General features: G+C 44.6%; 11 protein-coding genes and 1 pseudogene. 10 read left to right on the top strand and 2 right to left on the bottom strand.

Annotated features, from left to right (window positions below; translation table 11 throughout):
- Positions 1 to 274 precede the first annotated feature (274 nt).
- Complete coding sequence (gene pabB / locus P4S59_RS08995; protein WP_337168266.1) at positions 275 to 1,639, bottom strand: aminodeoxychorismate synthase component I; 1,365 nt, start codon at positions 1,637 to 1,639, stop codon at positions 275 to 277.
- A 270-nt stretch (positions 1,640 to 1,909) separates the two neighbouring features.
- Here pabB and P4S59_RS08990 point away from each other — a divergent pair, with 270 nt between their 5' ends.
- From P4S59_RS08990 to P4S59_RS08955, 8 genes and pseudogenes are all read left to right on the top strand, one after another.
- Positions 1,910 to 3,427 (top strand): fumarate hydratase, encoded by a 1,518-nt coding sequence (locus tag P4S59_RS08990; RefSeq protein ID WP_337168265.1) that lies wholly within the window; start codon positions 1,910 to 1,912, stop codon positions 3,425 to 3,427.
- 173 nt (positions 3,428 to 3,600) lie between these two features.
- On the top strand, positions 3,601 to 3,786 hold the full coding sequence (locus tag P4S59_RS08985) for a hypothetical protein (RefSeq protein ID WP_012841654.1): 186 nt from the start codon (positions 3,601 to 3,603) through the stop codon (positions 3,784 to 3,786).
- A gap of 263 nt (positions 3,787 to 4,049) precedes the next feature.
- Positions 4,050 to 5,426 (top strand): YcjX family protein, encoded by a 1,377-nt coding sequence (locus tag P4S59_RS08980; protein ID WP_301567489.1) that lies wholly within the window; start codon positions 4,050 to 4,052, stop codon positions 5,424 to 5,426.
- Positions 5,423 to 6,463, top strand: a complete 1,041-nt coding sequence (locus P4S59_RS08975) for a YcjF family protein (RefSeq protein WP_337168264.1) — start codon at positions 5,423 to 5,425, stop codon at positions 6,461 to 6,463. The genes P4S59_RS08980 and P4S59_RS08975 overlap by 4 nt, the downstream gene beginning before the upstream one ends.
- A gap of 100 nt (positions 6,464 to 6,563) precedes the next feature.
- Positions 6,564 to 8,108: a transcriptional regulator TyrR gene (tyrR, locus tag P4S59_RS08970; protein WP_005396927.1), complete on the top strand. Its 1,545-nt coding sequence runs from the start codon at positions 6,564 to 6,566 to the stop codon at positions 8,106 to 8,108.
- 36 nt (positions 8,109 to 8,144) lie between these two features.
- A pseudogene (rimJ, locus tag P4S59_RS08965) lies at positions 8,145 to 8,728 on the top strand (ribosomal protein S5-alanine N-acetyltransferase).
- Between the two features lies 1 nt (position 8,729).
- Positions 8,730 to 9,317 (top strand): HD domain-containing protein, encoded by a 588-nt coding sequence (locus P4S59_RS08960; protein ID WP_337168263.1) that lies wholly within the window; start codon positions 8,730 to 8,732, stop codon positions 9,315 to 9,317.
- A gap of 13 nt (positions 9,318 to 9,330) precedes the next feature.
- Entirely contained in the window at positions 9,331 to 9,804 is a 474-nt protein-coding gene (locus P4S59_RS08955; RefSeq protein WP_012841656.1) for a DUF2947 domain-containing protein, read from the top strand.
- A 44-nt stretch (positions 9,805 to 9,848) separates the two neighbouring features.
- Here the strand turns inward: P4S59_RS08955 and P4S59_RS08950 are convergent, their stop codons facing one another.
- On the bottom strand, positions 9,849 to 10,811 hold the full coding sequence (locus P4S59_RS08950) for an integron integrase (RefSeq protein ID WP_258632826.1): 963 nt from the start codon (positions 10,809 to 10,811) through the stop codon (positions 9,849 to 9,851).
- Positions 10,812 to 11,089: 278 nt separating this feature from the next.
- On the opposite strand from P4S59_RS08950, the gene P4S59_RS08945 reads away from it, so the two are divergent.
- Together P4S59_RS08945 and P4S59_RS08940 are read left to right on the top strand one after the other, a co-directional pair.
- The gene (locus P4S59_RS08945; RefSeq protein ID WP_337168262.1) at positions 11,090 to 11,287 is read left to right on the top strand and encodes a hypothetical protein; all 198 of its coding nucleotides are present in this window, start codon (positions 11,090 to 11,092) and stop codon (positions 11,285 to 11,287) included.
- Between the two features lie 363 nt (positions 11,288 to 11,650).
- Positions 11,651 to 12,775: a RelA/SpoT domain-containing protein gene (locus tag P4S59_RS08940; protein ID WP_318304762.1), complete on the top strand. Its 1,125-nt coding sequence runs from the start codon at positions 11,651 to 11,653 to the stop codon at positions 12,773 to 12,775.
- Positions 12,776 to 13,264: the final 489 nt, after the last annotated feature.

Raw genomic sequence — 13,264 nt, 5'->3', positions numbered from 1 at the left:
TAATGCCGATCGCTTAACGATGTTTCTTGTGTCATTCCAGCGAGCCTTGGCGAGACTAGGAATCTAATAGCGCATGCTGAGCGGCTAATGAAACAAATTTGACCATAAAGTGCTCGGATAGAAAAGCCTACATCACGCTCCTTCATCGCTGTACAGGATGACGAGATACAGAAATATGCCCACTCGCTGTTAAACGAGCGGCATTATCCGTACTGGAGGCGTTTTTGCTTGTTTTCGTTAGCAGGATTCATAGACCGTTGCCATTTGACGAAACCTACGATTGCAGCGCTGGCAAAATCTTTGAGAGCTTATCCAACGTTTCTTGATATTCAGAAGCGCAATCGCTATCTGCAACGACGCCGCCGCCAGCCCAAGCGTACAGTTTGTGATTCTCCGCTACGAGAGTGCGGATGGTGATGCTGGTATCCATACGACCATGGCGAGAAATGTAGCCAATACTGCCGCAATACGCGCTACGTCGATGTGGCTCCAACTCTTCAATGATCTGCATTGCGCGAACTTTAGGTGCGCCGGTAATTGAACCGCCCGGGAAGCACGCTCGTAGCAAATCTGCAGGAGAATATTGCTCGTCCAAATTCGCACGAATGGTGCTCACCAAATGATGCACTGCGGGGAAGCTTTCAATATCAAACAGCTTGGGCACGTGAACGCTACCCGGTGATGCAACTCGACCAATGTCATTACGCAGCAAATCGACAATCATCAGGTTTTCTGCCTGATCTTTTTCCGCTGTCTGCAAGTCATGGGCACTAGCGTTATCTTGCTTTGGGTCTTCGCTGCGTGGGCGAGTACCTTTGATTGGTTTCGTTTCAATGACGCGATCTTTGAGTTCTAGAAAGCGCTCTGGAGAGATACTCAAAATCGAAGACTCTGGCATACGGATAAAAGCGGAAAATGGCGCTTGGTTGGCGGACTCTAATTTTAGATACGCTTGCCACTCACAGCCTTGATACGGTGCGTTAAAACGTTGCGCCAAATTGATCTGATAGCAGTCACCGCTCAGCAAGTATTCTTGCACCTTGCCAAAGCGAGTAGCGTAGCTCTCTTTCGTCATGTTTGACTGCCAATCACCAGACAAAACGAAGTCAACGGTTTGTTCTGCTTTTTGCTCGTTTAACCATTGCCAAGCTTGCTCGATATTCTGACCGACTAGGCAGGCTTTTTTAAGCTTGTGGTCAACAACGACGGCCCATTCATAAAGACCTACCGCCATATCAGGCGTGTTGAGATCCTTTTCGGCCAGTTCTGGCATCGTTTCTACGCGTCGACCTAAATCGTAACTGAAGTAACCGAGCGCTCCGCCGACAAAAGGAAAATCCAATTCTTTATTTAACTCAACGTGAGGAAGCCACTCTTCTTGCAACTGATGAAGCAGCTCGAATGGGTCATCTTGAGTTGAATAGGCATTCGATGGCGTTTTTACTTGCGTAATTTCGGCAGTGGTTTCTAACGTCGCAATCGGGTTGGCGACCAACACATCGAAGCGGCTATCTATATGTGTTTCTGATGCAGAACGCAGCAACATCGCCCAAGGCTGGTGTTGAATGCGAGAAAAGAGGTGAAGAGCAAACTCTGGTGCGTATTCCAGCGCTTTAAAATCAATGAATTGATTGTCCATGTTGTTCATTTGTGTAATTTGTGACAAAGAGATCGTTCACTGCATGGCATGTCATGGGCAGCAAGAGTATCATATTCCTCTGTATAGCCAAACTCCCTCTATCCATAGGGTTTTGAGATGGTTTACAAGTAGGCGACTTCAGCGTTTCGTGTGTCGATATCAGCCGTTCGACAATTGTTTATAAAAAACGAAGCTCAAAAGAGCAATAAGCTCAACAAACACGATTGAAGCCAAGCCAATAATGGAAGCATAACTATAACGAGGCATGTAATGACGGTAATACGCAAGCAGGATGTAATCAGCAGTGTCGCTGATGCGCTACAGTATATTTCTTACTACCACCCGCTAGACTTTGTTCAAGCTCTTGAAAAAGCCTACCACCGCGAAGAGAGCCAAGCCGCTAAAGACGCGATTGCTCAGATCCTAATTAACTCCCGAATGTCAGCAGAAGGTCACCGACCAATTTGTCAGGATACTGGTATCGTGACGTGTTTCGTCAACATCGGTATGGGCGTGCAATGGGACTCAACCGACATGACGGTTCAGCAGATGGTAGATGAAGGTGTTCGACAAGCGTATACGAACCCAGACAACCCGTTGCGTGCGTCAGTACTTATGGATCCTGCCGGTAAACGTATTAATACCAAAGACAACACGCCTGCTGTCGTACACATCAACATGGTTCCGGGCGATAAAGTTGAAATTCAGATCGCAGCGAAGGGCGGCGGTAGTGAAAACAAAACTAAGATGGTGATGCTAAACCCATCTGACGATATTGCAGAGTGGGTAGAGAAAACGCTACCAACAATGGGCGCGGGCTGGTGTCCTCCCGGCATGCTTGGTATTGGTATTGGCGGTACGGCTGAAAAAGCAGCGGTATTGGCAAAAGAATCTCTAATGGAACACATCGATATTCAAGAGCTTATTGACCGTGGCCCGCAAAACGCAGAAGAAGAGCTTCGTCTTGATATCTTCAATCGCGTGAACAAACTTGGTATCGGCGCGCAAGGCCTTGGTGGTTTGACAACTGTTGTCGACGTTAAGATCAAAACTGCGCCAACGCACGCGGCTTCTAAGCCTGTTTGTTTGATCCCGAACTGTGCGGCGACTCGTCACGTACACTTCACGCTTGATGGCAGCGGCCCAGCAGAGCTCACGCCACCTAAACTAGAAGATTGGCCAGACATTACTTGGGAAGCGGGAGAAAACACGCGTCGCGTAAACTTAGACACGATTACTAAAGAAGAAGTACAAGAGTGGAAGACAGGCGAAACCGTTCTTCTATCAGGTAAAATTCTTACTGGCCGTGATGCAGCGCATAAACGTATTCAAGGCATGCTAGATAATGGCGAAGGTCTACCAGAAGGTGTAGATCTAAACGGTAAGTTCATTTACTACGTAGGTCCTGTCGATGCAGTTGGTGATGAAGTCGTTGGTCCTGCTGGTCCAACAACATCAACGCGTATGGATAAATTCACCGATATGATGCTAGAAAAAACAGGCATCATGGGCATGATCGGTAAAGCTGAGCGTGGTCCTGCAACGGTTGAATCTATCAAGAATCACAAAGCGGTTTACCTAATGGCTGTTGGTGGCGCGGCGTACCTTGTAGCGAAAGCGATCAAGAAAGCTCGCGTTGTCGCATTTGAAGATTTAGGTATGGAAGCGATTTACGAATTTGAAGTTGAAGATATGCCAGTAACAGTGGCTGTAGACTCAAATGGCGCTAACGCGCACCAAATCGGTCCTGACACTTGGAAAGTGAAAATCCAAGAGATGGAAGCGTAAGGCAAACGGTAACCTTACATTGTCTCAGTAGAGAGAATGTGACAAGGTGCTGATTTACCTAGCAAACATTTGACAAAAGTGCAGCGAAAACTGCACTTTTTGTCTATATAATGTAGATATAAACCTCAGGGCATAGCAATCAAACGTTATGCGAACAATAATTAGGAGACGGCATGCCTCGTTTTATTCAGATTCTACAAATTATCCTTGCTGTAGTGGTAGGTGGCTTTGTTGGCTACGACTTGATCCTTCACGGCATCAGCATCTTTGATGAGAAGTACGTGACCATCACGTGTGTATTGTGGCTGATTTTAGAAATCGCTCTATTTGTTATCTATAAATTAATCGAAGACGACTAGACTCAAAGAAAGCAGGTTTCTGTTCAACACAGTAATCAGCATAAATAGGGTCACTAATGCTTTAGTGTTGATTAAGTAAGCCTCTGAACCACTCAGAGGCTTTTCTTTTTTCATCCTGCTTTAAGCGAATGTTTTGTTCATCTTTTATTAAGGTATATAAAGTTAGACTCATAGAGTTCAGTATTGAAAGGTAAGTATTCATAGATTAATACCCGAAGTGGCTGATAACGTTGTTTTAGAGCGGAGTAAGATAAAGAAGCGCAATGAAAAGAATAAAGAAAGAAGTCAATGACTTTATCAACAGAGGTATGGATTCCAATGTTCGAATTGCCGTCACCGGACTTTCTCGTGCAGGTAAGACGGCATTCATCACGTCATTAGTGAATCAGCTTCTCCATACCGCTACCCATGATAATTTGCCTCTTTTGACTGCAGCCAGAGATAAGCGTCTTATTGGAGCGAAGCGTGAACCTCAAGCGAATATGATGGTGCCACGTTTTGCTTACGACGAAGCGATGAGCCAGATCCATGCGACCCCACCTCAATGGCCAGTACCAACACGGGATGTGAGTGAGATTCGCTTAGCGCTCAAGTACAAACCAAATAAAACCACGAAAAAGCTGTTGAGTAAAACCGCAATTTTAAATGTTGATATTATCGACTATCCAGGAGAGTGGCTGCTCGACCTGCCGTTATTGGACATGGACTTTGCGACGTGGTCGCAAACTCAGTTTGATGCACTTAAAGGCCAGCGTGGCGATTTAGCCAAAGCTTGGCTGTCTGAATTAGAAAAGGTGGATCTTTCTGCTGGAGTGAACGAGAAACTACTCGAGAAAGTTGCGCATACATACACCGAGTACCTTCATGCCTGTAAAGACGCAGGTCTTCATTGGGTACAGCCTGGCCGCTTCGTATTACCTGGTGAGCTCGGAGGCGCGCCAGTGCTACAGTTTTTCCCGTGTCGTGCTGATTCGGAAAGCAAGGCGCTTAAGGGCAGCAACTTAGCGATGCTCGAAGCGCGTTTTCAGGAGTACCAACAGAAAGTAGTGAAAGCGTTTTATAAGCATCATTTTGCGACCTTCGATCGCCAGATTGTACTTGTGGATTGCTTGCAGCCTCTCAATGCCGGCGATGAAGCTTTTTACGACATGCGCCAAGCGCTAGAGCAGATCATGCATAGCTTTCGTTACGGTCGTAGTAGCTTTTTGCGCCGTTTATTCTCACCAAAAATCGACAAAGTGCTGTTTGCTGCCACAAAAGCGGATCACATAACGCCCGATCAGCATCCCAATTTAGTATCTTTGCTACAACAAATGGTGCATCCAGCGTGGCAAACCGCAGCCTACGAGAATATCGAGATGAGCTGCATGAGTATCGCTTCTATCCAATCAACCACGACGGGATTTATTTCTTCTGGAGATAAGACGATTCCGGCGTTACAGGGTACGACGTTGGATGGTGAGCCGATGACGATGTTTCCGGGAGAAGTGCCGAAAAAGCTACCAAATGCGGCTTATTGGCAAAACAACGGATTTGATTTTACGTCATTCCGTCCAATGCCCTCACCGAATGATGAGCCAGTGAAGCACATACGCTTAGACAAAGCACTGGATTACCTGATTGGAGATAAATTGAAATGAGTGAGTTGAAGCAAAAACAAGTTTTCTCTGAAAAGGCAATGGAAAAAGAGCAGCAATCGAATCAACCGGAGTTAACGGCGCAGCAAACATTCGGCGAAAAAGAAACATTCGTACCTGTTGAAGTTAAAGAAGAGCGCCAGGAGACCGAACAGGAATTGCAACTCGAGCATGTCATTCGTCCAAAACCGGGCAGAAAATGGCTTGCGACTGGCGCATTTGCCACCTTTGCTGGTTTGGTTGGCTGGCAAGCGGTGGACTCGGTTATAACCGCAATTCAAACTTCTGATTGGCTGGCTTTAAGCTGGACGGGGTTTATTGCTGCGATCGCTTCGCTTGGTTTAGGGGCGATGGGTAAAGAGCTTTGGAAACTGCGCAAGCTACGAAATCATTTTAGTGTTCAAGAAGAAGCAGAAGCGCTTGTTAGTAGTGAGAGTGTGGGGAAAGGGAAAGCCTTTTGCGAAAATGTGGCAGAGCAAAGTGGTGTGATGGCAGAGAACCCGGGCTTTGATCGTTGGCAGAACAGCATTAACCCTGCTCATAGTGATGCTGAAATCCTTGATATGTATGACTCGATGGTCGTGAGCCAACAAGACAAATTGGCAACGAAAATCGTATCGCAGCACGCAACCGAGTGTGCGGCCCTGGTCGCTGTGAGCCCTCTGGCTGCCGCTGATATGTTGCTGGTGGCGTGGCGAAATTTCAAAATGATCGACAACCTCTCCAAAGTATATGGGGTAGAGCTAGGTTACGCCTCTCGCATCAAGCTACTAAAAGCGGTATTTGTCAATATGGCGGCGGCTGGTGCCAGTGAGCTGGCTATTGATGCCAGTATGGACTTGATGTCGATGGACCTTGCTGGCAAAGTCTCTGCTCGTGCGGGGCAGGGGCTAGGTGTTGGTATTCTAACGGCACGTTTGGGCTTGAAAGCGATGACCTTATTGCGTCCACTACCATGGTATCCTGACCGTCAGGTTAAATTGGGCACCATACGCAAGGCTGTGGCGGCGAAAGTTGCATCAATTACGATGAAACCGTAACGAATATCAACTTTGATGGATAGGATTGCTTGACGCCATTCCAAGCATGATAGAAACTACTGTCAACTTTTCCTGACAGTCGTGAATTGGGATATTTTCAGTGCGTCTTGAAGTCTTATGTGAAGATCGACTCGGTTTGACCCGAGAACTGCTCGATATTTTAGCGTCTAAAAGCATCGACTTGCGTGGTATCGAAATCGATATTAGCGGTATTATCTATTTGAATTGCCCAGATATTGATTTTGATACGTTTAGTGAGCTGATGGCTGAAATCCGCCGTATTCCGGGGGTGAAAGACGTACGTAAAATCCAGTTTATGCCGATGGAGCGCCACAATACGGAGTTGCTCTCGCTAGTTGATAACTTGCCCGATCCGGTTTTTGCCATCGACCTTAAAGGTGCCGTAGACATGGCAAACATGTCTGCACTTTCACTGCTTGGTCTTCACAAGCAAGAAGTAATTGGTACGCAGATCGGAGCTTTGCTGCCAAGTGTTCGTTTTTCTCGCTGGTCTGAAGGTGTGAATGGCAGAACGCGGGAAAACCTTGTGATTGATGGCTTGGACTATGTTCTTGAGTTGATGCCAGTTTATATCCGAGACGAAGCGCAAAACTCGACTCTAGCGAGTACTCTAATGACGATTCGCTCTAGTCAGCAAGTTGCCAGAATTGAAGAAGCGCTGCCACTGCATAATCCCCTGGGTTTTGAGCACTTTGTTGGAATATCGAACCGCCATAAAGCGCTAATGAATCAAGCTAAGAAGCTGTCTGTGCTTGACCAGCCACTGTTGATTGAAGGCGAAACGGGGACCGGTAAAGAAATGCTTGCTAAAGCTTGCCACAGCCGTTCTAGCCGTGCGAGTAAGCCATTCTTAGTTTTGAGTTGTGCTTCGATGCCTGACGATGTAGCAGAAACCGAACTTTTTGGTCACGCGCCGGGTTCATTTAATCATGAACAAGGTCACAAAGGCATCTTTGAGCAAGCAAATGGCGGGACGGTATTTCTTGATGAAATCGGTGAAATGAGTTCGCACCTTCAAATCAAGCTGTTACGTTTTCTACAGGATGGTAATTTCCGTCGTGTCGGTGCAGAAGATGAGATGCATGTCGATGTTCGTATCATCGCTTCAACAAAACATAACCTTGCCGAACTTTCTGAGGCAGGAATGTTCCGTGAAGATTTGTATTATCGTCTCAACGTACTTACGCTCAGCATTCCTCCGTTACGTAAGCGCTCAAACGACGTTGCACCATTGCTTGAGTTGTTTGTGGCGAAACATGCTCAACAGCTTGGTATTGATAAGCCAGAGTTTGATGATGGCCTAGTTGATGCCCTTGCAAATTATCAGTGGCCAGGAAACATGCGCCAGCTGGATAACATGGTTCTTCGAGCACTCACTGAAATGGATGGTGGTATACTAAACGCGGAGCACTTCAATTTACCTCAGCCTCAATCAGTCGGCGCTGGTAGTGCGACGCTTAACATCGACGGTTCATTGGATGAGATCATGCGTGACTATGAATCTCAGGTTCTGGAGCGTTTGTATCAGTCATTCCCATCAAGCCGCAAGCTTGCTAAGCGCTTAAATGTATCGCATACCTCAATCGCTAATAAACTGCGTGATTACGGTATCCGCAAGAATTAATCGAATTGAACGAAAAGACGGAATTAATCATTTGTAATGGAAGATAACAGCTCATCTATCGCCGTTCATAAGTTGGACGGTGACTTGCTTCTGCGTACCGCTGAAATCGGTGACGCAGATATGATTGCCGAGTATTTTCAAGCGAATCGAGAATACCTGAAACCGTTTGAGCCGAAACGTGAAGAGGCTTTTTCTCAGTGAACGGTTGGTTGCAAAAGCTTATCAAGCTCAATGAGCTGCATCGAATGGGGTTGGGGTATTATTGCCTCTTGGTCAGAGCCTCTTCGGGTGAAATGCTAGGTACGATATCCTTTAGTAATTTGAGTCTTTTCCCTTTTTATTCTTGTAACGTCGGATACTCTCTCGCTGAAAAAGCGCAAGGGCATGGTTATATGCGTCGTGGATTAACCATGGCTTGCGACTACATGTTTAACGTGCAGAAGTTACATCGTATTCAAGCCGGCTACATGCCTCACAACAAACGTAGTGAAGCTGTGCTAGAGCATGTAGGGTTCAACCGAGAAGGGTATGCAAAAGATTACCTTTTGATTAATGGTGAATGGCAAGACCACGTTCTAACGTCACTTATTAATCCGAATTGGCAACCAGAAGGGCGATAGTATGGAGCGATTGGAAAAGCAATTAGCACTTGTAATCGAGCTCGATAAACTCAAAAGTATTTTGCGCCGAACCCGAGTTAAAAGTGCTGAAGGGCGTCTCGAAAATAGTGGTGAGCATAGTTGGCATGTCACACTGATGGCAATATTGATGGAAGAGCATGCGAATGCACCAGTAGATGTTTGCCGAGTGATGAAAATGTTATTGATACATGACGTAGTAGAGATCGACGCGGGGGATACCTTTGTTTATGATACTGCCGCGTCTCAAGAGCAAGTAGAAAAAGAAATTAGAGCGGCAGAACGCTTGTTTGGTATGTTACCCAGCGATCAGGAGCAAGAGTTATTGGCGCTTTGGCATGAATTTGAAGCCGCGCAGACCGATGATGCTAAGTATGCAAAAGCACTCGATCGGTTAATTCCAATGCTCTTGAACTACCATAATAATGGTCAGAGTTGGAAGGAGCATGGCGTTTCTCGTGAACAAGCACTTACCATTAATAAACGAATTGAATTTGGCTCTGTTACCTTATGGGGCAAAGCGAAAGAGTTGATAGAAGAAGCCACAGAGAAAGGTTGGCTGAAATCGTAATAAAGGAGACTGAATGTCTTATTTGCCTTTGGATGAATACCAAAGAAAATGGATTTTTACGCATCAGTCGATGCCTGTGCCAGAAGAAGATTTGGCTTTTATTAAGCCGATGAGCCAAGCTCGTTCAGCACAATTTTGGAAAGAAAATATTAGTGCTCAAAGCCCTGATATGGATCGACTTAGCTCCCAAGATTGGCCAATGAATGAGGCGAATTGGTCGGAAGTCGTTGATTGGATGGCTGCGTGGGAGTTAGATGATCCGGATATGCCAGCGGAAGTAGAAGCACATATCGATTGGCAAGACGATGTGACCGTTTACTTTTGCTACGAGAAGTACAATGTCATCGAAACTAAATGGTCGATTTTTAAAAAGCATTGGAAGAACTTTCTCTTTTATGATGATGGTCCAATATTGATTGGACGTCGCCGTTCACAAGCGCTTTGGTTTGATTCAAAAGGCAATGTGAAACTCGGTGTTCGTCAATAGCGAGTTATACAGCAAAGCCACCTTTTCGAGGTGGCTTTGTTTTTCTAAAGGCTGGATAATGGACTCAACACGCCGCCAGCCCCGCGCTCGATAACGTGAGTATAAATCTGGGTGGTTTTTACATCAGTATGCCCTAATTGTTCCTGTACAGTTCTAATGTCTGCGCCAGATTCTAATAAATGCGTGGCAAAACTGTGTCTTAGTGTATGGCAAGTTACAGTTTTCTCAATGCTTGCGTCGCTTGCCGCGCGCTTTACTGCTCTTTGTATTGCACTTTCATTGATATGATGCCTTCTCAATTCACCAGTGTCTCGATCTGCGCTTAACTTTGTTGATGGAAACAAAAAGTGCCAGTTAAAATCTAGCTCCGCTTTTGGGTATTTACGTCGTAAACCTTCAGAGATGTATACGCCCGCATAACCAGGCATGTGCCTATCTTTAAAGTAATAGTTTCTTGCTAAATTAACTTGAGCTTTGAGTGGTTCATGCAGTTCTTTGGCTAATGTGACTGTACGATTTTTACCTCCTTTTCCTTGCCAAACGCGAACTGCACCATAATCATAATCGATGTCTTGAACTCTTAAGCGTAAACATTCCATAACTCGAAGCCCGGAGCCATAGAGCAACTGAATATGGAGTTTATACCTCGGGTCGATATGTTGAACGAATCGTCGGATCTCCTCCCTAGTTAACACAACGGGAAGTTTCTTTTCGGTCAGAGATTTCTGAAATCTCATATCAAGTGATAGTGGAGTTTTGAAATAATCACGATATAAAAATGATATTGAGTTCAGTGCCAAAGCTTGCGTTTTTACCGCAACTTTTTCTTTTACCGCTAAGTAACTCAGGAACTGAACGACATCATCTTCTGCTAGTGTCGAAGGGTGTGCAAGCTGGTGGAAAGTGATAAAGCGTTTTATCCAAAATAGATAACTTTCGATGGTTTTATTCGCATAATGACGAGTAAGCATGTGCTCTTTTACACTAAGTAAAAACTGACTTTTCATGATAAAATTGACCTGTTTATTTATACAGACCCTTCAATCTATCAGCTCTTTTGTAATTAGCGTGCATTGCGCCGTCTAATTGCGCGTGCGACCACACATATTCATACTGTTTTTCTATTTGTTTCATGCATATAGGTGCTACGATTTATAGCGCTTTTGATCAGAAAGAGGGCGGTAGCTTGCCAGAAAGGAGGCAAATTGCCGTATAGAAAGCGTTAGTTGCCATGAGGAAAAACGCAGTTAAATTCCAAAATCTAGCGGTAAAAGCGCAGAGTTAAATGAGTTTTTTGCAAAATCCAGTGTTGGATATTTCAGCTAAGATCCAAATTTGGCATTACTGCACCGTTGATTTGTTCTTTGGTGTTGCAGATTTTAGGTTAGAAGGACGGCCATTTTTCGCTGAAAAACTGCTCGGTGAGTTTCCCGTTTCAAAAGCATATTTACTTGCTGAAAAGGCGCTTTCTCTGGCGTGGTGAGTTCACGTGGTTTCAGCGATTTTGTTGAAAGTCCGCATTGTGAGATTGTCTTTCCAAAAGAGATTTTTGGTGTTGTTAGTCCGTTTTCTGCGACGTTGTATGTTCCAAGTGGTTTCAGTGACTAGCCGCTTTGAGACTACGCCTGACTTAACGGCATCAAAGTACGTGGATTTTGTGTTCGCAAAGTCTAAACTGTCCTAAAATCAGTAAATTGGACAGGCAACTAACAAACAATTTAAGAGTGATTCAGCCCGCTTGGCATTTTTGGTTTGGGTTTGACTCAGTGTTTACGGTGGTCAAATGAAGTGCCGTGGTCGCGTGCTTCACACCTTAATTGGGCGTTATGTATATTTGGAGAGGTATATGGCAAGTCAAGCATATGAAAATCAGAAGGTAACCCTTCGTTATTCAAAAAAATCAATAGACAAGGCTGCTAGAGATATTCGCCATGGGTGTGAAGGAGCAGCAAGGGAAGATGCAATAAACAAAATCCAAAATTATCGAGAGCTTCATGCTTACCCTCTAATGTTAATGAAAAATCATTTGGTTAGAACGTCTAACAGAGTCTCGGATGAAATACTTGTTGCGCGCCGGTTGAAACGCTTACCTACCATCATCAACAAGTTGGAACGCCCGTCATTAGATGGAAAAAGTGATAACGCTATAAAATTTACACGTATGCAAGACATCGGTGGTTGTAGAGCGATAGTCAAAAATCTGAAACAACTTAAAGAGCTTCAGGCATTATTGGTAAAAAGCCGCTCAGTTCATAAAATTATTCATACTTCCGACTATTTAACTCCAAAGGAAAGTGGATATGGTGGTATCCATCTCGTCTATAGTTGTTTTGATGACGCAGAAGATAACCATAGCTGGAAGAAAACAAAAGTTGAAGTGCAACTAAGAACTCAGTTGCAACATGCTTGGGCTACAAGTCTTGAAATAATTGATACACTTGAACAGATTGAGCTCAAAACGAGCATGGGAGGCCACCCTATTTGGCGAGAGTTTTTTGCAATTGCAGGCAAGCTAGTAGCGCATGATGAAAAAGCATGTGTATTGGATAATACAGAAGTCGAGATTTTGGAAAAAAGGCTTCATGAACTTGAAGTGACGTTGGACGTTAAGAGAAAACTATCAAACTTTTCACTGGGTATACAAGCAACTACTCGTGGGCTAAAAGAGCTTAAATCACCAAAAAATATCGGTATGTGCTTAGTAACTTTGCACTCGAATTCTCTATCTTCTGCTAAATTTACTGGCAAAAATACTTTCAAGCTTGAAGTTGGAGTGGAGACATTTAAACTCGATCAGACTCCTAACGCATTGAAGGAACTGAATAAATGTGAAAAAGATCCTGATGTACTAGTTTGTGTACTCCTGTCAGCTAAAAATGCTAAAAGTCTCCAAAAAGCTTACCCTAACTATTTTGGTTCTACCGCAGATTTTAGGCGGTTTATCCGAAAGCATACACAAAAATATACATAACAAACAATTTAAGAGTGATTCAGCACGCTTGGCATTTTTAGTGTGGGTCAAGTTCAATGTTTTCGGTGGTTAAATTAAGTGTTGTGGTCGCGTGCTTCACACCTTAATTGGGCGTTATACGCTATATGAAGAAAGCCTAAAAATTCAGGTCAAAAATTGCAGTTTTCAGCGCTGAGTTTTGGTGTTTGGGTGTCCAGAAATCCCGGTTTCAATCTTAATTTTCCTTAGTTCCTGGCTCAGTGTTGGCCTGCCGTTTATCGATGGTTTTCTTCTTTGGTGATGATTGTTTTGGGTCAGCCCAGGCTGAGCTTTTGGCTGAAATTCAGCTCTGTGATTTTGCCTTTCTAAAAGCCGATTTACTTGCTGAAAGTGCGCTTTCTCTGGCGTGGTGAGTTCACGTGGTTCCAGTGAGTTTGTGGAAAGACCTCATTGTGAAATTGTCTTTCCAAAAGTACTTTTGGTGTTGCTAGTCCGTTTTCTGCGGCGCGG

This window comes from Vibrio sp. M60_M70 (genome assembly GCF_037162085.1).
Taxonomy (GTDB): domain Bacteria; phylum Pseudomonadota; class Gammaproteobacteria; order Enterobacterales; family Vibrionaceae; genus Vibrio; species Vibrio diabolicus.
Note: the sequence above shows the minus strand (reverse complement) of the source record. Positions and strands in the feature narration are given on the sequence as shown.